Consider the following 18780-nt stretch of genomic DNA (forward strand, 5'->3'; position numbering starts at 1 on the left):
AGAGGCGAGAGATGGCAGATTTGCCGGACAGAGATAAATTGCTGCGCAACTTTGGGCGTTGCGCGAACTGGGAAGAGAAATACCTTTATATCATCGAACTGGGTCAGCGCCTGCCGCCGCTCAGCGAAGAGGCGCATAACCCGGACAACATCATTCAGGGCTGCCAGAGCCAGGTCTGGATCCTGATGCAGCAGACGGATGAAGGCGTAATTCATTTACAGGGCGACAGCGATGCCGCCATTGTGAAGGGGCTTATTGCCGTCGTATTTATTCTTTATCACCAGATGTCGGCGCAGGATATTGTCGCCTTTGACGTTCGCCCGTGGTTTGAAAAAATGGCCTTAACCCAACACCTCACCCCGTCCCGATCCCAGGGACTGGAAGCGATGATCCGCGCCATACGCGCCAAAGCCGCAATCCTTAGCTAAACTGACAGAACAGCATTCATTCTGTTTCGCGGGGTGGTTTCCACCTCGCTGGTTTTTCAGCTTTCTGACGTTTGGTCAGTGAATAAGGAATCTCAGCATGAAGCGCGCGTCTCTAATAACTCTATTACTCCTTGGTTCGCTCAGTGCTGTTAATTCAGCCAGGGCGGTTGATTATCCTTTACCGCCCGCAGGCAGCCGCCTGATTGGGCAAAACCAGACATACACCATTCAGGAAGGGGACAATAAACTTCAGTCTATCGCTCGTCGGTTTAATACCGCCGCACAGCTCATCCTTGAAACCAATAATACCATTGCACCGGTGAATCCTGCGCCAGGAACGGTCATTACGATCCCTTCCCAGATGCTACTGCCGGACACCGAGCGCGAGGGCATTGTGGTGAATCTGGCGGAGCTGCGTCTTTACTTCTATCCGCCAGGCGAAAATATCGTGCAGGTCTATCCGCTGGGTATTGGTCAGCTTGGGCTGGAAACACCGGTCAGCACCACCCGTGTGAGTCAGAAAATCCCTAACCCTACCTGGACCCCCACAGCGGGCATCAGAGCGCGCTCACTGGCCCAGGGAATTAAACTGCCGCCTGTGGTACCCGCAGGGCCAAATAACCCGCTGGGGCGCTTTGCGCTTCGTCTGGGTATCGGGAATGGGGAATATCTTATTCACGGCACCAGCGCGCCGGACAGCGTAGGGCTGCGGGTCAGCTCGGGCTGTATGCGGATGAACGCGCCGGATATCAAAGCGTTGTTTGAGCAAGTGCGCGTCGGCACGCGGGTGCAGATTATCAATGAGCCGGTGAAGTTCTCCATCGAGCCGGACGGCAAACGTTATATTGAGGTGCACAGGCCGCTGGCGCAGGCAGAGGGCGAAAACCCACAGACGGTGCCGTTCACGCACTCGGCGGCGTTTACCGCTTTTGCAGCGGAGTCAGGTAGCGATAAAACGCTTATCGATAAAGCCCTGGCGCGCAGAGCCGGGATCCCGGTTGCCGTTTCAACAGGCAATGGTTCGTCAGCCAGCAATTCTGTCCTGTCGGTTCAGAATAGTCGTGTCTCAGCGGCGGTGGCGGAAGACGAGGGAGAGAAAGCGCTTCAGTAGAGGTTTGACTAAGGCAAAAAAAATGGCGCACAATGTGCGCCATTTTATTAACAGGTACTATTACTTACGGTATTTAGTAGCCTGGTTGTCCAGACGCTGGTTAGCGCGAGCTGCGTCGTCTTTAGCAGCCTGAACGTCGGAACGCATTGCGTTCACGTCGTTGCTCAGCTGGTCAACTTTAGCGTTCAGAGTCTGAACGTCAGAAGACAGCTGATCGATTTTAGCGTTGCTGGAGCAACCTGCCAGCAGAGTAGAACCCAGGATTACCGCGCCCAGTACCAGTTTAGTACGATTCATTATTAATACCCTCTAGATTGAGTTAATCTCCATGTAGCGTTACAAGTATTACACAAAGTTTTTTGGGTTGAGAATATTTTTTTGATGGGATTACGCCTATTTTTGATCGTTCGCTCAAAGAAGCAACGAAATCGGCAATTTTGACGAAAAAGCTATGTTAAAAAAGGCATTTTTCATCGGATTCATCTTAGATAAATCGCGATTAAATAGAAAAACCCGATTTGCTTTTTGAATAGTTCTGGTTAAAGGCGGGAATAAAAAAAGCGCCCCGAAGGACGCTTTTTAACAAAACTATAATTTGTTCGTGAAATATTACAGCACGTGGACAGATGCCGTGTTGGTGGTGCCGCTTGGAACCAGCGCGCCAGAAACCATAACCACCACGTCGCCTTTCTGAGCCAGGCCACAATCAACCAGTTCCAGAGCCACTTCTTTACCCAGACGATAGAAATCATCGGTAGAGGCAATCTCTTTCACCAGGTGTGGGATTACGCCTTTGCTCAGCACCAGCTGACGCGCGGTGGTTTCGTTGGTGGTCAGCGCCAGAATGGTCGCATCCGGGAAGTATTTACGCACGGCACGCGCAGATTTACCGCCCTGGGTCGCCACGACAATCAGCGGGGCTTCCAGTTTCTCGGCGGTTTCTACCGCACCACGGCACACGGCTTCGGTGATGCGCAGTTTACGGCTGTCGTTGTTGTAATCCAGACGGCTTTTCATCACGCGGTCGGTACGCTCACAGATGGTCGCCATGATGCTGACCGCTTCCAGAGGGTATTTCCCTTTTGCAGATTCGCCAGACAGCATAACGGCATCGGTACCGTCGAGGATGGCGTTCGCAACGTCGCCTGCTTCAGCGCGGGTAGGGCGTGGGTTTTTGATCATGGAGTCCAGCATCTGCGTTGCGGTGATAACCACTTTACGCGCGCGAACACATTTCTCGATCATCATCTTCTGCGCGAAGATCACTTCTTCAACCGGGATTTCAACGCCCAGGTCGCCACGCGCTACCATGATACCGTCAGACGCTTCGAGGATTTCGTCGAAGTTGTTCAGGCCTTCCTGGTTTTCGATCTTGGAGATGATCTGGATGTTCTCGCCGCCGTGCGCTTTCAGGTGCTCACGGATCTCAACCACGTCAGAACGTTTACGGATAAAGGAGGCAGCAACGAAGTCCACGCCTTGTTCGCAGCCGAAGATCAGGTCTTGTTTGTCTTTTTCAGCCAGCGCTGGCAGAGCAATGGACACACCCGGCAGGTTGACGCCTTTGTTTTCGCCCAGATCGCCGTTGTTCAGCACTTTACAGATAACTTTGTTACCTTCGATAGCGGTCACTTCCATGCCGATCAGGCCGTCATCTACCAGCACGGTGTTGCCAACAGACAGGTCGCTGGTGAAGCCTTCGTAGGTCACGGCAACGATTTCGTTATTACCCACAACGGATTTGTCGGTGGTGAAGGTGAAGGTCTGGCCCGCTTTCAGGGAAACGTCGTTACCGCCTTCCAGTTTGATGGTGCGGATTTCAGGACCTTTGGTGTCGAGCAGGATTGCCGCTTTTTTCCCGGTCTTGCTCATCACGTTGCGCAAGTTCTGGATACGCTGACCGTGTTCAGCATAGTCGCCGTGGGAGAAGTTCAGACGCATCACGTTCATGCCGGCATCCAGCATTTTGCTCAGCATCTCTTCGGATTCGGTTTTCGGGCCGATAGTACAAACAATTTTCGTCTTTTTCATGACAGTCTTAGTCTTTAAGTTGGGAAGGATATGGAAATCTCGCTCCGGGGGCGCACCGCCGCGGAGTCAAACCTGTGTTGCGAAAGAGTATATGACACGCACTAAGAATAGGTGACATCAAATGAGCGTGCAGAAGAAAGTGTGCCTGAGTGCCAGCCCAACGAAGGAGAGGAGAAGTTGTACGTTGTTTTTTGTATTCCAAGCGCTGAAACCATTCACCAGGGATTTGGCGCGCATTATACGCTGATTTACAGTAAAAAGGAAAATGGAAACAGCGTTTCAAAAACAATCTGTGCAGATTCACATAAGTTTGTTATCAAGGCGTTAAGGCCTAATGTCATCTTATGACGGCAGGCGCAACGCCCGCCGTTTTTTGCTCACTTTTTCAGCGCTTGTTTAAGGTCGGCGATCAAATCCTTCGCATCTTCAATCCCCACCGACAGGCGGATAAGCTGCGGCACAATGCCGTTTGCAAGACGCTGCGCCAGTGGAATGGAGGCGTGGGTCATGCTGTAGGGCTGGCTCACCAGACTCTCCACACCGCCAAGGCTTTCCGCCAGGGTAAAGAGCGTAAGATGACGGATCACCTCTGTCGCGCGCTGCGCATCGCCTTTAATCACAACGGAGATCATGCCGCCCGGCAGCGCCATTTGTCTGCGGGCCAGCGCATACTGGGGATGTGACGCCAGCCCGGGATAGAACACGCTGTCTACCTGCGGATGCTGCTCCAGCCATTGCGCAATCGCCAGCGCATTGGCGCTGTGCTTCTCAACGCGCAGTGAGAGGGTGCGAATGCCCCGCAGCGTCAGGAAGCTGCTGAACGGATCCAGAACGCCGCCAATCGCGTTTTGCAGATAGCCCAGACGCTCCGCCAGATCCTTATTCGCCCCCACAACAGCCAGCCCGGCAACCACGTCTGAATGACCGTTGAGATATTTGGTGGCGGAGTGGACCACTATGTCGAACCCCGCCTCCAGCGGCCGGTGAATGACCGGGGAGGCGAAGGTATTATCCGCCACGCTGATCGCATTATGGCGCCGGGCAATGTCCGCGATGGTCTCCAGGTCGGCCAGTTTCAGCAGCGGGTTCGTTGGCGTTTCCACCCAGATCATGCGCGTGTCCGGGCGAATGGCGGCCTCAAGTCCGGCTACATCGTCCGGCTTAACCCAGCTCACCTGTAACCCGGTGCTGCGCTTGCGCACGTTTTCGATCAGGCGATACGTACCGCCATACACGTCGTCAATGGCGACGATATGGCTGTCTTTATCCAGCAGTTCGAGCACGGTGGAAATGGCCGCCAGCCCTGACGCGAAGGCGTACCCGCGCGTGCCGCCTTCCAGTTCGGCGATGGCGGTCTCCAGCGCGTGGCGGGTTGGGTTGCCGCTCCGGGAGTATTCGTAGCCGGTATGTTCACCCGGTGCCGGTTGCGCAAACGTCGACGTGGCGTAAATTGGCGGCATCACGGCGCCGTGCGGGTCGTGATACTCACCACTGTGAACGCTGAGGGTGGCCAGGTTTTTCATCTTTTGCTCCTTTTATTTTGTCAGGCGGTTACGCCAGGCGGTGAGTACGTCACTGCGTGTGATCAAACCCAGAAAGCGGTTTTCGTCATAAATAATCGCCACCAGGCCACGGTCAAAGATGGCGTACAGGGCGCTCTCCGGGGCCTGCTTATCCAGATATTCGACCTGACGCGTCATGGCCGCCGTCACGGGGAGGGAGAAGCGATCGGCATCTCCCCCGATGTGTCGCAGCAGGTCCCACTCGTCGATGATGCCGACGACCTTGTTGTTATCGAGCACCGGCAGCTGAGAGATGTCGTACAGGCGCATGCGGGCCAGCACGGTGGAAAGCGTGTCGTCCGGGGCGGCAGTCACCGTCGCGCCTTCATCGTGGCGCAGGGCAATATAGTCCGAGAGATCGCCTGCCTGCGGACGCGAAATCAGCCCCTGCTGGCGCATCCAGTCGTCGTTGAACATCTTCGAGAGGTATTTATTGCCGCTGTCGCAGGCGAAGGTGACCACACGTTTTGGCGTAGTCTGCGCCTGGCAATATTTCAGCGCTGTCGCCAGCAGCGTGCCGGTGGAGGAGCCTGCCAGGATCCCTTCCGTTTTTAGCAGATCGCGGGCGGTGGTGAACGCCTCGCGATCGGTAATGCGCCAGGCGCGGTTAACCCCCTCGATGTGCGCCAGCGGAGGAATAAAGTCTTCGCCAATCCCTTCAACCAGCCACGAGCCGGCATCGTGATAGCGTCCGGTCTCAACCTGGTCCGCCAGTACCGACCCGGCCGGATCGGCAAGCACAAATTCCGTCTGCGGCGAATGTTCTGCAAACCACGCCTGTAAGCCGCCCAGCGTACCGCCGGACCCCACGCCGACGACGATGGCATCGATCTGGCCGTCAAGCTGTTCAAACAGTTCCGGTGCGGTAGTGGTGCGATGCGCCAGCGGATTGGCCGCGTTACTGAACTGGTCGATATAAAACGCGCCTGGCAGTTCGTTCGCCAGCCGCCGGGCATAATCCTGATAATAGGCCGGATGCCCTTTGTTCACATCCGAGCGGGTCAGCACGACCTGCGCCCCTAACGCGCGCAGGTGGAAAATCTTCTCGCGGCTCATTTTGTCCGGCACCACCAGGATCAGCGAGTAGCCCTTCTGCGCCGCAATCAACGCCAGCCCCAGGCCGGTGTTCCCCGCCGTAGCTTCAATAATGGTGCCGCCGGGCCTTAGCTGGCCCGTACGCTCGGCTTCGTTAATCATCGACAGCGCGACGCGGTCTTTAATCGAGCCGCCGGGATTCTGGTTTTCCAGCTTCAGAAACAGCGAGCAGGGGCCGGTGTCCAGCTTGTGCAGCTGGATGAGCGGCGTACGGCCAATCAGTTCGGTGACGGAGTGGTAAAGCGTCATGGTCATGTCCTGTGAAGAGGTGATGACCGGATGATAGAACCATGAAATTTTCTCAATAAAGAACGTTTCACCAGGTTTAAGAACAGAAAGGAATAATCCTTGTATTTTCAGATGGAAAGACAGCAAGACGTAAAGTTGTCCGGATGTGAGGATGGCTAAATCCGCATAAAGTGCTGCAAAATTAACCGATTTCGCCGGGTGAGTGTGACCTGATATGCAAATGGCAGATAATTATTGCTGATATTCATCTAAATGCTTTTTCACCCGCCAGTTCGCTGCTTATTCCGCAGAATTATAAGAAATTCTTTTTTGGTCATTTAAAAGCTGATAACGGCTGTTTACTATCTTTTGGACATCCATACTGCTAAACCGCTATATGCGTAACGGATAACGAATAAGAATGATCGTACTCAGCAATATTTCGAAGGTCTTTGACAACGGAAAGCTGGCGCTGACAGCCGTTGATAACGTCAACTTGACGATAGAGCAGGGACAGATTTACGGGATCATCGGTTACAGCGGGGCCGGGAAAAGTACGCTGATCCGTCTGCTGAACGGTCTGGAAAAGCCCAGCGCCGGCAGCGTCACCATTAACGGTCAGGATATCTCCGCCGCGAAGGGAGAAGCGCTGCGTCAGGCACGCCTGAAAATCAGCATGGTGTTCCAGCACTTTAATTTGCTCTGGTCGCGCACGGTGAAGGAAAACATCGCCTTTTCAATGCAAATTGCCGGTGTGCCAAAAGCGCAAATTCAGGCTCGCGTTGCCGAGCTGGTGGAGCTGGTCGGCCTGAAGGGACGCGAGAATGCTTACCCGTCGCAGCTGAGCGGCGGGCAAAAACAGCGTGTGGGCATTGCCCGCGCGCTGGCCAATCATCCGGACGTACTGCTGTGTGATGAAGCCACCTCGGCGCTGGATCCACAAACCACCGATCAGATCCTCGATCTGCTCCTGGACATTAACCGTCGCTTTAACCTGACCATCGTACTCATTACGCATGAGATGCACGTGGTGCGCAAAATCTGCGACCGCGTGGCGGTTATGGAGAACGGTAAGGTGGTGGAAGAGGGGGACGTACTGAGCGTGTTTACGCATCCGCAGCAGCCGATCACCCGGCAGTTTGTCCGCCAGGTGAGCCAGTACGCGGAGGAAGAGACCTTCAATACCGAACTGGCAAACGATCTGGAAGGTACGGTTATCAGGCTGACCTTTACCGGGCACAGCACGCATAAACCGATTGTGGGCGAACTGACGCTGCGCTACGGCCTGCCGTTTAACATCCTGCACGGAAAAATGACCCAAACCGCTCACGGCGTGTTTGGTCAACTCTGGGTGCACGTCGTGGCATCTGATGAACAACTGAACAATATCCTCGCCGACCTGCAGCACAGCGATATTGAAGGCGAGGTGATTAAACATGGCTGAGAATCTCTTTCCGCATCTCAAGTGGGATCAGCTCTGGGCGGCGACGCTGGAGACGCTGTACATGACCGCGCTTTCCGGCGTGGCGACGTTTGTCCTGGGGATCGCGCTCGGTCTGGCGCTGTTTTTAACCGCCCGCGGCGGGTTATTCCACAACCGCACGGTCTACAGCGTGATGTCGATTGTGGTGAACGTGTTCCGCTCGATTCCGTTCATCATTCTCATCGTTCTGCTGATCCCGTTCACCAAGACCGTTGTGGGGACCATTCTCGGCGCTAACGCTGCGCTGCCCGCCCTGATTGTGGGCGCGGCGCCGTTCTACGCCCGTCTGGTCGAGATTGCCCTGCGAGAAGTGGACAAAGGGGTCATTGAGGCCACGCGTTCGATGGGCGCGCGGCTGAGCACGTTAGTGTTTCGGGTTTTACTGCCGGAATCCTCACCCGCACTGGTTTCAGGTATGACGGTGACGCTGATTGCGCTGGTGAGCTACAGCGCAATGGCAGGGGTGATAGGTGCCGGCGGTTTGGGAAATCTGGCTTATCTGGAAGGATTCCAGCGCAACCATGGTGACGTCACGCTGGTGGCAACGGTGACCATTCTGATCATCGTGTTCATTATCCAGTTCTGCGGCGATGCCATTACTTCACTGTTAGATAAACGCTAATAAATACACACAGGAACCACATCATGAAAAAGACACTGACACTGATCGCCGCCGCAACCCTGAGCGCCCTGAGCTTTGCCTCCTGGGCGGATACGCTCACCGTGGGAGCGTCCAACACCCCGCACGCGGAAATTCTGGAGCAGGCTAAGCCGATTCTGGCGAAGCAGGGGATCGATCTGGAGATTAAACCCTTCCAGGACTACATACTGCCAAACACGGCGCTGGCGGGGCATGACATTGACGCCAACTATTTCCAGCACATCCCTTACCTGAACAGCGTGCTGAAAGATCACGCGGGCGATAAGGATTATGATTTTGTCAGTGCGGGCGCAATCCACATTGAGCCGATCGGTATCTATTCAAAAAAATACAAATCGCTGAAGGATCTGCCGGAGGGCGGCAAAATCATCATGCGTGATGCGGTTTCCGAGGAAGGGCGTATTCTCTCCATCTTCGAAAAAGAGGGCGTGATCAAGCTGAAGCCGGGCATCGATAAAGTGACCGCGCGCATCAGCGATATCGTGGAGAACCCGAAAAAGCTGCAATTTACCCCTAACGTCGAAGCGTCTCTGCTGCCGCAGATGTACAACAACGACGAAGGTGCTGCGGTGGTGATCAACGCCAACTACGCGATTGATGCTGGCCTGGATCCGGTCCACGATCCAATTGCGGTTGAAAGCGGTGAGAATAACCCGTACGCCAACATCATTACCGTTCATCGCGGTGACGAGAAGAAGAAGGATATCGTCGCGCTGGTGAACGTGCTGCACTCCAAAGAGATTCAGGACTGGATCCGCACCAAATACAAAGGCGCAGTCATCCCGGTTAACAACTAATCGACTGATTTTCCAGACGAAGCCCGGCGAACAACACGCCGGGCTTCTTTTTTGTATCCAGCCGACGAATGATTTAAGCTGACGGTTTAGGGCAACGGAGTGATGGCAATGGGCAATGTGACCAAAGACGAAGCGCTGTACCAGGAGATGTGTCGGGTGGTAGGCAAGGTCGTTCTCGAAATGCGTGATTTAGGGCAGGAGCCGAAACATATTGTCATTGCGGGCGTACTGCGTACCGCGCTGGCGAACCAGCGCGTTAAGCGCAGTGAGTTGACCACCAAAGCGATGGAAACGGTGGTTAAAGCGCTGGCCGGCTAACGCGCCAGCGCTTCGCGAGCAGCTCAAGCGAGCAGCAGAGCAGGTAATAGATCACACCCGTAAAGATAAAAACGGCCGCCGGGTAAATTTGCACCCGGTTGTTAACCTGTCCCGCCACCGTGGTCAGTTCAGGAACGTTCACGATAAACGCCAACGACGTATCCTTCAGCAGGCTGATAAAAATCCCCACCAGCGACGGCAGAATATTTCTCAGCGCCTGCGGCAGCAGCACGCGCCACAGCGTTTGCTGCGTACTGAACCCTTGAGAAAGCGCGGCCTCATTCTGGCCCGACGGTAGGGCTCTCAGTCCGGCTAATACCGAATGCATCACCGCAGCCGCGGTAAACCAGGCCAGCGCCAGCGTGACGGTCGTCGCGCCAGGGAGATCCCTGCCGGTTATCAGCGGCAGCAGATACCACATCCAGAATATTACGAAGATCAGGGGGATCCCGCGAATCAACTCTGCCCACGCAAACAGCGCACTGCGCACCACGCCGGGATAGCGCCAGGCGACGCATGCCAGCACAATCCCGCCGGGCAGGGCAAGCGCGGCGGCGCCAGCGGCCATCAGCAGTGAGAGCAGTACGCCGCCGGGTTCTCCCGCAGTCGCACGTCCCCAAAGCAGATAATCCAGGTTTTCGACAATAACGTTAAATCCGGGGATCATGATTTTTCCTCCCTGAATGGGGGCCGAGGCGCACCAGCACGCTCCCCGTCACCATCCCGGTAAGTAAGTAGAGCACCGTACCGACGGTAAAGGCTTCCAGGGCATGGGCGTTGTAACTTTCTATCTGGCGAACCTGGTAGGTCAGTTCGGCGAAGCCAATTCCGCTCGCGAGCGAGGAGAGCTTCATCAGGTTAAGGTACTGGCCAACGACGGGTTGCCAGGCGTTAGCGAGTCCCTGTGGCAGAAGAATGTAGCGAAACAGACGCCATGAGGAAAATCCCTGGGCGAGCGCCGCCTCCCGTTGCCCGGCAGGTACGGAACGCAGCCCCGATTCGACTTCTTCAATTAAAAACGCTGAGGTAAATACGCCTAACCCCCAGGCAGAGCATAAAAACTCGGGCGTAAACCACCAGACGTCACCGGGCAAAATGGACCAGCTGTGGTCTGCGTTCACCGCGTCACTCAGCCCCTGCGGCAACCCGTTCCAGGCGGCGAAATACCAGAACAGCAGCTGCACCAGCAGCGGCGTATTGCGAAACAGCGATACCCAGCCGCTGACGAACGACGTCCCGAGACGTCCCCCGGAAAGCCGCAAAAGCATAAAGAACAAGGCGAGCAGGCTTGCCAGCATAATCCCCGCCAGCGTCACCCACAGAGTGGTGAGAAATCCGGAGAGGATCCAGTGCAGGGGCTGTCCGGCCAGCACCCCCTGCCAGTCCAGAGCGGGCATTACAGTTGCTCCTGATGCAGCGGATCCAGCACTTTTTGCAGGAACCGCCTCGCACGCGGATGCGACGGTTGGTTGAAAAATTGCGCCGGGGACGCGGTTTCCAGAATGTGTCCACCGTCGATAAAGACGATTCGATCGGCAATTTCCCGGGCGAACTGCATCTCATGGGTGACGACAATCATGGTGATCCCGCTGTGGGCAAGGGCTTTCATCACCAACAGCACTTCGCCAATCATCTCCGGGTCGAGTGCCGACGTTGGCTCGTCAAAGAGAATGATTTGCGGCGACGAGGCCAGAGCGCGGGCAATCGCCACGCGCTGCTGTTGTCCGCCGGAAAGTTCAGCAGGGTAGCGGTGCGCCTTCTCCAGCATGCCGACCTTCTCCAGCAGCGCCAGCGCGCGCTCCTGGGCGGGCAGGTGTTTCCAGCCGTGAACGTGCTCCAGTGCCAGGGTGATGTTCTGGCTGGCGGTAAGGTGGGCATAGAGATTGAACTGCTGGAACACAAACCCGACGCGGCTGCGTAACTGACGTAGCCTGCTGCCGGAAAGCTGTCCGGTCGGCTTGTGGTCGACCAGAATCTCCCCGCCGCTCAGGCTTTCAAGCTGGTTGATAAGCCGAATCAGGGTCGATTTTCCGGAACCCGAAGGGCCGAGAATGGCAACCACTTCACCCGGCATGATGGTGAGATTAATGTCGGTTAAAACCGGATGGTCGCCGTAGCGTTTGTCCACATGGCGAAACTCAACGCTGGCCTGTTCCAGACGTGAAAAATCCGCGGCATTGGCCGCGGAGTGCGAAAATAAACCTGAGAACATATTACCGGGCTTCTATTTTAAAGTTACGAGGCTGTGGAGCAGGGGTGCCTGGACCGAACCAGACGTCATAGATTTTTGCCGCCTGGCCGTTTTTCTCCAGGTTAACCAGCTCATCGTTAACGGCTTTCAGCAGCGCCGTTTCACCCTTTTTCACCCCCACGCCAATCTCTTCTTTACTGAGCAGGTCGGGCAGGATTTTGAAGTCGGCTTTATCCGGCGCCTGCGCCAGCAGACCAGCCAGAATGGTGCTGTCCTGGGTAATGGCCTGCACGTTGCCATTGCGCAGTGCCGTCAGCGCCAGCGGGATGTCATCGTAAGAGAGGACGCGGGACTGCGGAAAACGCTGGTGCAGCGCCTGTTCACCCGTCGTACCTTTTACGGCGCCAATGCGTGCCCGGCTATAGTCATCAAGCTTGTCCGGTGATTTTACCGGGACCAGGAACTGCTGGCCGGTGACAAAGTAAGGCGTCGAGAAATCAATGACCTGTGCGCGTTCCGGGGTGATGGTGATATCCGCCACGATGAGATCCGCTTTTCCGGACTGTAGCAGCGGAATGCGGTTAGCCGGATTGGTGGCGACCAGTTCAAGCTTGACGCCGAGCGATTTCGCCAGCGCTTTGGCGAAGTCCACATCGTAACCCACGATCTCATGCGTTTTGGCATCAATCGAGCCAAAGGGTGGATTAGCATCAAACGTGGCCACTTTCACCACGCCTGCTGCCTTGATATCCGCCAGCCGATCGGCCTGCGCCTGCGCTGAAACCAGGCCCCAGGCAGCCACTAATCCCAGAACCTGCGCCCGTTTTTTAAACCCTTTCATTTTTGCAGCCATAGTCATACGCCATCCCGTTGTTTTTGTTTTACCCCGTTACGCTCCCATAAGGGAAAGCTATCGCCAAATAAGAAATCGTTCTTTGCTATGAGAAAAAAAGCATGAGTGAACAAGGTGTTAAAGAAGAGAGCAGACGGCGGGGCGCTATTTGCAGATCCTGCACATCGACAGTGGATTTTGATATTTCCCCCGGGCGCAATTTGGGTGTTTAACTGAGGACAGGTTAAGCGAGAAGGGTAATGACGATGAAAAAATGGATAAGCACGTTACGGCGGTTTTTTGCGCCCCGACCAGTGAATGCGGAGAACAGCGCGCAACGTGTTCTTGAGTCAATACTGCCTGTCGCCAGCCTGTATGGCGTGGACGTAGCCAACATCGACCCGGAGTGGTTCCATGATAAAACGTCACGCTGAACTGCGCCGGACGCGCGAAATGTACTGGAATGAGTTGTGCGTGGTGTCTGTAAAGCGAGGATGAAGGGAAAAATACCCAGGCTAATCCTCGGTAATTGATGGCCGTTTTGTTACCACTATCTCCTTTCACAGATGGAGATGATAATGAAACGGACAGTATTAACCCCCGCGCTTTCTGCCACCGCACTTCTGCTTACCATGCAGGCGGCACACGCTGGTCCACAGGCACATGTTGTATGCAGTTATTCCCACACCCTCGGCGATGATGCCATTATGATGTTCAGCATGCCCAACGAGGCTATGCTGCACGATTTTTTTGGTAACGTGCATACGGATGCTTACTCCAGCCGTGAATCGCTGCGTACCCAGGAAAAGACCACCTGCGATAACAAAGCAGACAGCTCGGCCTACTGGGCTCCGTCGCTAAAATTGCCGGACGGAACGGTGGTCAAACCCGCCTATCAAAAAACCTATTATCAAGCATCGAACGTTGACGCCTGGCCGCTGCACCCGTTCCAGGCGGGGCTGTCGCTGCTGGCGGGCGATCACCACGGCACCGCGCCAAATCCGCATATCACCTTTTTATGCGCCAATGGCAAGGGTTACACCACCAGAACGGGTGAAGTCTGCGGCTTACGCAAGGCGAAGGATGCCGTGCAGTTTAATATCGGCATTCAGTTCCCGAACTGCTGGGACGGGGTCAACCTGAAGCCCGCCCACGGCCTGGCTAACGCCACCTACGATACGAAAGGACAGTGTCCGTCCGCCTTCCCGGTGAAGATCCCGACGGTGAACATGAATATTGCGTACGTGCTCCCGACAATTAGCTCTCTGGATACCAGTAAAGTCCAGCTTTCCCTCGACCCCATCATGCATGGCAGTGAGCGTGAAGAGCGGTGGGGTAGCCTGTATACGGCACATGCTGACTTCATGAACGGCTGGACGGAAGATGCCGCGCGCTTTATGACCGACCTGTGCATGAACCGCGGAATGGATTGCGGCACCACCGTGCCGTATGGTTATTCAAAAGCGAAGGCCAACGTCTGGCTCAGCAGCATGGAACCCGCACTTTCACAGCCCGATCCCCAGGTCTTACTGGTGCAGGATAACTGGAAGAACGGTGGACGCACGAAAAACAGCGAAAGATTGTCGCTGGTGAAGTTCCACATTCCACCGCTGCCTGCCGGACAGGATCCTGCCCAGTTTAAATACCGCGTAAGAATTTTTGGCGGGAAAGTGGAAACCAACGGCGCGGATCAAATTTTCTTCTATCCGGCGAGTAACGACTGGGATCCGGCCACCGTAAGCTGGCATTCACGACCGTCCTGCAACTACCGCTCGGATGCGGTGCTTTACCTGAACCACTCCCGCGAATACCGGATGGTGGACGTGGATAAAGCGGTGCGTAAGGCGCTGGCAGAAGGGAAGACCGAAATTTCGTGGTATATCGGTGGCGATCGTCAGGGAAATCACTATCAGTTTGAGACGGGGTCATCTCCACAAAGCCTGATTCTGATGCTGACCGGGTTTAGCAAAACGCCGGAGATCTGATATCGGGTAGCAAAAGGCATCCATAAAAAAAGCACCGGGGAGCCCGGTGCTTTTTCTTCAGATCTTGCAGGCATCGCCGCAGTCGTCATCGGCGACAATCGCCTGGGCTTTTTTATCCGCATCGTCGAGACGTTCCGCGTTGCGCTCTTCTGCTTCATCCAGCCCGTTAAAGACTAAGTTATCGAGATCAATTTCCATGTGCCACCTGCGTTATTCAGTTTTTGATACTGGCACAGTATAAGTCAAAAAAAGCGGGCCAGGCACCCCTCAGCACATATGGATAATCCCTGCCATACTCAGTGCTTTATTGCTGAGGAAAGCCGATGATTACACTCTGTAAAACCTGCGGTACCGCTTACGATGAACAGCCCAAAAACTGCCCGATTTGCGACGATGAGCGCCAGTATGTCCCGGTGACGGGCCAGGCATGGACGGACTTCGACAGCCTTACGACCACGCACACCAACAAATGGCAACAGCTGGAGCCGCAGCTGTTCAGCATCAAAACCGTTCCCGCTTTTGCCATCAACCAGCGCGCGCTTCTGCTGCGTACGCCACAGGGCAATGTTCTGTGGGACTGCATCGCCAATCTTGACCCGGCGACCAGAGCGTTAGTTGACGCGCTCGGGGGCATCAGCGCGATCGCGATTTCGCACCCGCATTACTACACCACCATGCAGGAGTGGGCCGCCGCGTTTAACGCGCCGATCTACCTGCACGCCAGCGATCGGCAGTGGGTGATGCGTGACAGCCCGGCGATACGCTTCTGGGAGGAGGACGCCCTGGAGATTATGCCTTTGGTAACTCTGCTGCGGCTGGGCGGGCATTTTGCAGGCGGCACGGTGCTGCACTGGCAGTCAGGCGACGGCGTGCTGCTGGCCGGTGATATTTTGCAGGTTACACCCGGAAAAGACGCCGTGTCGTTTATGTGGAGTTATCCGAATATGCTGCCGCTGCCTGCCCGCACCGTTGAGTCGTTGATCGGCCGACTGACCGGGAAAACGTACCAGCGCCTGTACGGGGCCTTTGAAGGGCAGAACATCCCGGTGAACGCAGATGAGATCGTGCAGCGGTCGGGCCAGAAATATATTGCTTGTCTCCGCTAAGACGCGGTGGTTAAATTTTACGAGTGTGATCGCGATCATACCTAAACTAAAACAGATAAAAGAGAAATGGCTATGCAACATATCATTGAAGGTTTTCTCAGCTTTCAAAAAGAGATTTTCCCGCAACGTAAAGAGCTTTTTCGTAGTTTAGCGTCCAGTCAGAATCCCAAAGCGCTGTTTATCTCCTGCTCCGACAGCCGTCTGGTTCCGGAACTGGTTACGCAACAGGAGCCAGGACAGCTCTTTGTCATTCGAAACGCGGGCAACATTGTGCCTCCGTTCGGGCCGGAGCCTGGCGGTGTCTCTGCGACCATCGAATATGCGGTCGTGGCCCTGGGCGTGACCGATATCGTTATTTGCGGCCACTCCAACTGCGGCGCGATGAAGGCGATTGCTGACAACGCCGATCTGGAGCCGATGCCGGCCGTTTCCCACTGGCTGCGCTATTCTGATGCGGCAAAAGCGGTGGTGGAGAAGAAAACCTGGGATAAGCCAATCGATAAAGTGAATGCGATGGTGCAGGAAAACGTCTTTGCGCAGCTGAGCAACATCAAGACCCATCCGTCGGTGGCGGTAGGCCTGCGCAACAATGCCATTCGCCTGCACGGCTGGGTATATGACATCGAAAGCGGCAAAATCCTTGCCCTGGACAAGAACACTAAATCGTTCGTGTCGTTGTCGGAAAACCCGGAAGTCTTCTTCGAGTAATCCGACACCGCAGGGCAGGGAAGCCCTGTTAAAACTCCATGTAAGGTAACTTCCTTCGCACGCCCGACGCAGGTTTTCCAGCCGCTTTCGCCATCGCTTTACCAATTTCAGCGCACTCAGACAAACCCTGAACAAACGGATGATCGTGCATCAGCCAGGGGATTGCCCCAAAAGCGATACGCCCCCGCAGTGATGCAGGCGCCAGCAACGTATAGTCTTCCCCCACGTCCAGGACGTCATCGCCGGTTCCCGCAAGCTGTTTACGCAGGGTGGGGAAGGGAATGTCCTTGTTTCTGAGCGGCTTTTGTCCGCGCGCGTCGATAAACACGTCGAAGCGGTAACTTTTTTTTGCCGTGGTGATGACGGTCTGATCGCTGCCGATATCCAGGTCGTAATCATCACCGAGTGCGACCACGCTAATGATCCCTGCCTCGCGCAGCGCCAGTAACCGGCGGATAGACTGCGGTGGAATGGCGGCATAATTATCGATGAACACACGCTCCAGCCCGGATTTAAACCGCTCTCTGTCATGCTCATTGAGTGAAGGGACGATGGCCTGTACCACTTCATGCAGACGAAGCACGGTATAGCGCCAGGCAACGGTGCGTTTTTCGCGCTTGTTGCGCTCCACTTCTTTCAGATTCGCTTCGGCCCAGGTGAAAGGACCATGCTTTTTACGATCCTCAAACCAGGCATCACGGAGCGTGTCGGCATTCAGCGTGCCGAGCGCTATCGCCTGACACCATCGCGGATCGGCCAGCTCAAGCTCTTTCACCATCAGCGCAAAGATGCGGTCAAGCAGCCCATCCGGGCCTTTGTCGATTTCGCTTGCCACCACACAATCCGTTAACACCGACAGTGGTTCATAAGGGATAGGGCAGTAAAAATCGGCCTCCGGCAGAACGCCCGTGCGGGACATCAGCATGATTTTTAGCCCTTCGCTGCCTTTATTGACAACGAACTGCTTCCCGCTAAACCGGCCATGCTGCATCACAACCGCCATTGCAGCGTCCAGCCCGCTGAGGGAGGTGCCCATAATCCCCACCTCACAGGCGCGGATCTCCGCGTCCATCAGCCCTGACCATGGGCTTGGGAAATATGCGCGGGTGGTTTCATCTTCATCAGGCCAGACGTGGCCGGTGGCAACAACCGCAAGATCAAACCGCCTTGAGAAAGGGGCATCGTTCACTGAAAGGGCCACGCCGTCTGCATCAGCCTTAATATCAGTGACTTCTGCGTTGGGGTGAACCTCGATATGAAACCCAGCCTTTTTCGCCTCGGCAGCGACAGCGAGAAGCCGGTCGTGGAAATATTCACCCAGCAGAATACGGGGCAGAAATTGCCGGTCGTGCAGCTTCTCACTGTCGACGTTATAGCGGGCAAGGCGGGCCGCATTCTGCTGTTTGAGCCAGTCCAGGTAAGTGATGAAAATGGGCGGTATTTCAATACTGGCGATGTTCGCCAGCATCAGCCGGGAATTATCCTCGTCGCTGTAGGGCATTCCGACACCGGGTTGGTCTGCCTTTTCGAAAACGGTGATCGAAAGCGGCGCTGCGTTGTTAAGAAGTGTGTAAAAGGTGTAAATCCCTGTTGGGCCTGAGCCGATAATGGCGATTTTTTTCATCGAAAGCGTTCCTGCGTTTCTGAACCATACAACAAGCGTAGCAGGAGAAAGGCTAAGTCATTCAATGAAGGGAGAAATTAAGACGTTTAGAAGAGGGGATGTTGCGCCCCTTCCTGAATTTATGGGAAAGTCAATTCAATCGACCCTGCTGATTAGATATAATTCTGCCTGATTTTCTGAAAGGAATAACTGTTTGGTCCCAGGTTTATCGATTATCTGTATGTGATAGGGGTTAAAAAAAGAGATAGGATATTTAAATATATAGTGGGGCCAATATTATCCTTATTTTTTATAACTGTGAGTGATGGAATAGTCCGTGGCTGGACTATTCCATCACTTCGATAAAGTAACAAAATAATCTGGTAGCCAACCTTTGAGCAACTTTTTGTCAGGCTCACAAAAAGCGCGCAAGGGCATTTCGGCAGGCCGCTACGCGGCGTTCTTTTTTATTCTTATTGGTGGAATATTCTTAAGAAAAGTCCAATTGTAGATCTTTGATCTGAAAAGTTGATTTCAAATGGACATTTGCTCTAATATGGCTTTGTAAAGAAACGTCACTCACTTAACATTTATTTCTTTTAAAGAAAGGGATTGCTATGGCCGATTCATTCCAGAATGAG

The 18780-nt window shown here is 54.8% G+C and carries 21 protein-coding genes; 10 read left to right on the plus strand and 11 right to left on the minus strand.

The features are described from left to right. Positions 1 to 11 precede the first annotated feature (11 nt). Together sufE and ldtE are read left to right on the plus strand one after the other, a co-directional pair. Complete coding sequence (gene sufE / locus ACOTZD_RS13305; RefSeq protein WP_174402033.1) at positions 12 to 428, plus strand: cysteine desulfuration protein SufE; 417 nt, start codon at positions 12 to 14, stop codon at positions 426 to 428. Positions 429 to 525: 97 nt separating this feature from the next. Next, the gene (ldtE, locus tag ACOTZD_RS13310; RefSeq protein ID WP_003857729.1) at positions 526 to 1539 is read left to right on the plus strand and encodes a L,D-transpeptidase LdtE; all 1014 of its coding nucleotides are present in this window, start codon (positions 526 to 528) and stop codon (positions 1537 to 1539) included. 60 nt (positions 1540 to 1599) lie between these two features. Here ldtE and lpp read toward each other — a convergent pair whose 3' ends face one another. From lpp to ACOTZD_RS13335, 5 genes are all read right to left on the minus strand, one after another. Continuing rightward, complete coding sequence (lpp, locus tag ACOTZD_RS13315) at positions 1600 to 1836, minus strand: murein lipoprotein Lpp (RefSeq protein WP_001082307.1); 237 nt, start codon at positions 1834 to 1836, stop codon at positions 1600 to 1602. A 312-nt stretch (positions 1837 to 2148) separates the two neighbouring features. Then, entirely contained in the window at positions 2149 to 3570 is a 1422-nt protein-coding gene (gene pykF / locus ACOTZD_RS13320) for a pyruvate kinase PykF (RefSeq protein ID WP_003857687.1), read from the minus strand. A 7-nt stretch (positions 3571 to 3577) separates the two neighbouring features. Then, on the minus strand, positions 3578 to 3874 hold the full coding sequence (locus ACOTZD_RS13325) for a hypothetical protein (protein WP_418249985.1): 297 nt from the start codon (positions 3872 to 3874) through the stop codon (positions 3578 to 3580). Between the two features lie 73 nt (positions 3875 to 3947). After that, positions 3948 to 5093 carry a trans-sulfuration enzyme family protein gene (locus ACOTZD_RS13330; RefSeq protein WP_045332079.1) on the minus strand — a complete coding sequence of 382 codons (1146 nt, stop codon included), beginning with the start codon at positions 5091 to 5093 and terminating at the stop codon, positions 3948 to 3950. A 12-nt stretch (positions 5094 to 5105) separates the two neighbouring features. After that, positions 5106 to 6476 carry a pyridoxal-phosphate dependent enzyme gene (locus tag ACOTZD_RS13335; RefSeq protein ID WP_045336582.1) on the minus strand — a complete coding sequence of 457 codons (1371 nt, stop codon included), beginning with the start codon at positions 6474 to 6476 and terminating at the stop codon, positions 5106 to 5108. A gap of 400 nt (positions 6477 to 6876) precedes the next feature. Between ACOTZD_RS13335 and ACOTZD_RS13340 the strand changes: the two genes are divergently transcribed. From ACOTZD_RS13340 to fumD, 4 genes are all read left to right on the plus strand, one after another. Beyond that, positions 6877 to 7899, plus strand: coding sequence for a methionine ABC transporter ATP-binding protein (locus ACOTZD_RS13340; protein ID WP_023315949.1), 1023 nt, complete (start codon positions 6877 to 6879; stop codon positions 7897 to 7899). Continuing rightward, a complete protein-coding gene (locus tag ACOTZD_RS13345; RefSeq protein ID WP_023315950.1) occupies positions 7892 to 8560 on the plus strand; it encodes a methionine ABC transporter permease in 669 nt (222 codons plus the stop codon). The genes ACOTZD_RS13340 and ACOTZD_RS13345 overlap by 8 nt, the downstream gene beginning before the upstream one ends. A gap of 23 nt (positions 8561 to 8583) precedes the next feature. Further along, positions 8584 to 9396: a MetQ/NlpA family ABC transporter substrate-binding protein gene (locus ACOTZD_RS13350; protein ID WP_003857677.1), complete on the plus strand. Its 813-nt coding sequence runs from the start codon at positions 8584 to 8586 to the stop codon at positions 9394 to 9396. A 108-nt stretch (positions 9397 to 9504) separates the two neighbouring features. Further along, entirely contained in the window at positions 9505 to 9714 is a 210-nt protein-coding gene (gene fumD / locus ACOTZD_RS13355; protein ID WP_003857676.1) for a fumarate hydratase FumD, read from the plus strand. Here the strand turns inward: fumD and ACOTZD_RS13360 are convergent. The 4 genes from ACOTZD_RS13360 to ACOTZD_RS13375 are packed head-to-tail and all read right to left on the minus strand — an operon-like array spanning position 9695 to position 12758. Next, positions 9695 to 10381, minus strand: coding sequence for an amino acid ABC transporter permease (locus tag ACOTZD_RS13360; RefSeq protein WP_045332073.1), 687 nt, complete (start codon positions 10379 to 10381; stop codon positions 9695 to 9697). The two genes, fumD and ACOTZD_RS13360, sit on opposite strands and share 20 nt — an antisense overlap. Beyond that, positions 10365 to 11111, minus strand: coding sequence for an amino acid ABC transporter permease (locus ACOTZD_RS13365; RefSeq protein ID WP_174402032.1), 747 nt, complete (start codon positions 11109 to 11111; stop codon positions 10365 to 10367). Before ACOTZD_RS13365 ends, ACOTZD_RS13360 begins: the two co-directional genes overlap by 17 nt. Next, entirely contained in the window at positions 11111 to 11926 is an 816-nt protein-coding gene (locus ACOTZD_RS13370; protein ID WP_126296611.1) for an amino acid ABC transporter ATP-binding protein, read from the minus strand. Before ACOTZD_RS13370 ends, ACOTZD_RS13365 begins: the two co-directional genes overlap by 1 nt. A 1-nt stretch (position 11927) precedes the next feature. Continuing rightward, positions 11928 to 12758: an ABC transporter substrate-binding protein gene (locus ACOTZD_RS13375; RefSeq protein WP_048241858.1), complete on the minus strand. Its 831-nt coding sequence runs from the start codon at positions 12756 to 12758 to the stop codon at positions 11928 to 11930. A gap of 245 nt (positions 12759 to 13003) precedes the next feature. Between ACOTZD_RS13375 and ACOTZD_RS13380 the strand changes: the two genes are divergently transcribed. Beyond that, positions 13004 to 13171, plus strand: a complete 168-nt coding sequence (locus ACOTZD_RS13380) for a hypothetical protein (protein WP_032653328.1) — start codon at positions 13004 to 13006, stop codon at positions 13169 to 13171. A gap of 144 nt (positions 13172 to 13315) precedes the next feature. Beyond that, complete coding sequence (locus ACOTZD_RS13385; RefSeq protein WP_174402031.1) at positions 13316 to 14722, plus strand: DUF1996 domain-containing protein; 1407 nt, start codon at positions 13316 to 13318, stop codon at positions 14720 to 14722. Positions 14723 to 14779: 57 nt separating this feature from the next. On the opposite strand, the gene ACOTZD_RS13390 is transcribed toward ACOTZD_RS13385, so the two are convergent. Then, positions 14780 to 14920, minus strand: coding sequence for a hypothetical protein (locus tag ACOTZD_RS13390; RefSeq protein WP_003857665.1), 141 nt, complete (start codon positions 14918 to 14920; stop codon positions 14780 to 14782). Between the two features lie 125 nt (positions 14921 to 15045). Between ACOTZD_RS13390 and ACOTZD_RS13395 the strand changes: the two genes are divergently transcribed. Both ACOTZD_RS13395 and ACOTZD_RS13400 read left to right on the plus strand, forming a co-directional pair. Next, the gene (locus ACOTZD_RS13395; RefSeq protein ID WP_045336570.1) at positions 15046 to 15828 is read left to right on the plus strand and encodes an MBL fold metallo-hydrolase; all 783 of its coding nucleotides are present in this window, start codon (positions 15046 to 15048) and stop codon (positions 15826 to 15828) included. A 72-nt stretch (positions 15829 to 15900) separates the two neighbouring features. Continuing rightward, entirely contained in the window at positions 15901 to 16536 is a 636-nt protein-coding gene (locus ACOTZD_RS13400) for a carbonic anhydrase (RefSeq protein WP_003857662.1), read from the plus strand. A gap of 28 nt (positions 16537 to 16564) precedes the next feature. Here the strand turns inward: ACOTZD_RS13400 and ACOTZD_RS13405 are convergent, their stop codons facing one another. Further along, positions 16565 to 18160: an FAD-NAD(P)-binding protein gene (locus tag ACOTZD_RS13405; RefSeq protein WP_174402030.1), complete on the minus strand. Its 1596-nt coding sequence runs from the start codon at positions 18158 to 18160 to the stop codon at positions 16565 to 16567. Positions 18161 to 18780: the final 620 nt, after the last annotated feature.

Origin of the sequence: Enterobacter cloacae complex sp. SHL022 (assembly GCF_049237785.1) — a bacterium.
In the GTDB taxonomy this organism is placed as follows: Bacteria; Pseudomonadota; Gammaproteobacteria; order Enterobacterales; family Enterobacteriaceae; genus Enterobacter; species Enterobacter hormaechei_C.

Bases quoted from the DNA above. Each gene is read 5' to 3' on its own strand.
- ACOTZD_RS13345 (WP_023315950.1), top strand. From the start codon at position 7,892: ATGGCTGAGAATCTCTTTCCGCATCTCAAGTGGGATCAGCTCTGGGCG.
- ACOTZD_RS13375 (WP_048241858.1), bottom strand. From the start codon at position 12,758: ATGGCTGCAAAAATGAAAGGGTTTAAAAAACGGGCGCAGGTTCTGGGA.
- ACOTZD_RS13400 (WP_003857662.1), top strand. From the start codon at position 15,901: ATGCAACATATCATTGAAGGTTTTCTCAGCTTTCAAAAAGAGATTTTC.
- ACOTZD_RS13330 (WP_045332079.1), bottom strand. From the start codon at position 5,093: ATGAAAAACCTGGCCACCCTCAGCGTTCACAGTGGTGAGTATCACGAC.
- ACOTZD_RS13340 (WP_023315949.1), top strand. From the start codon at position 6,877: ATGATCGTACTCAGCAATATTTCGAAGGTCTTTGACAACGGAAAGCTG.
- ACOTZD_RS13335 (WP_045336582.1), bottom strand. From the start codon at position 6,476: ATGACGCTTTACCACTCCGTCACCGAACTGATTGGCCGTACGCCGCTC.
- ACOTZD_RS13385 (WP_174402031.1), top strand. From the start codon at position 13,316: ATGAAACGGACAGTATTAACCCCCGCGCTTTCTGCCACCGCACTTCTG.
- lpp (WP_001082307.1), bottom strand. From the start codon at position 1,836: ATGAATCGTACTAAACTGGTACTGGGCGCGGTAATCCTGGGTTCTACT.
- sufE (WP_174402033.1), top strand. From the start codon at position 12: ATGGCAGATTTGCCGGACAGAGATAAATTGCTGCGCAACTTTGGGCGT.
- ACOTZD_RS13350 (WP_003857677.1), top strand. From the start codon at position 8,584: ATGAAAAAGACACTGACACTGATCGCCGCCGCAACCCTGAGCGCCCTG.
- ldtE (WP_003857729.1), top strand. From the start codon at position 526: ATGAAGCGCGCGTCTCTAATAACTCTATTACTCCTTGGTTCGCTCAGT.
- ACOTZD_RS13370 (WP_126296611.1), bottom strand. From the start codon at position 11,926: ATGTTCTCAGGTTTATTTTCGCACTCCGCGGCCAATGCCGCGGATTTT.
- ACOTZD_RS13390 (WP_003857665.1), bottom strand. From the start codon at position 14,920: ATGGAAATTGATCTCGATAACTTAGTCTTTAACGGGCTGGATGAAGCA.
- ACOTZD_RS13395 (WP_045336570.1), top strand. From the start codon at position 15,046: ATGATTACACTCTGTAAAACCTGCGGTACCGCTTACGATGAACAGCCC.
- ACOTZD_RS13365 (WP_174402032.1), bottom strand. From the start codon at position 11,111: ATGCCCGCTCTGGACTGGCAGGGGGTGCTGGCCGGACAGCCCCTGCAC.
- fumD (WP_003857676.1), top strand. From the start codon at position 9,505: ATGGGCAATGTGACCAAAGACGAAGCGCTGTACCAGGAGATGTGTCGG.
- ACOTZD_RS13380 (WP_032653328.1), top strand. From the start codon at position 13,004: ATGAAAAAATGGATAAGCACGTTACGGCGGTTTTTTGCGCCCCGACCA.
- pykF (WP_003857687.1), bottom strand. From the start codon at position 3,570: ATGAAAAAGACGAAAATTGTTTGTACTATCGGCCCGAAAACCGAATCC.
- ACOTZD_RS13360 (WP_045332073.1), bottom strand. From the start codon at position 10,381: ATGATCCCCGGATTTAACGTTATTGTCGAAAACCTGGATTATCTGCTT.
- ACOTZD_RS13405 (WP_174402030.1), bottom strand. From the start codon at position 18,160: ATGAAAAAAATCGCCATTATCGGCTCAGGCCCAACAGGGATTTACACC.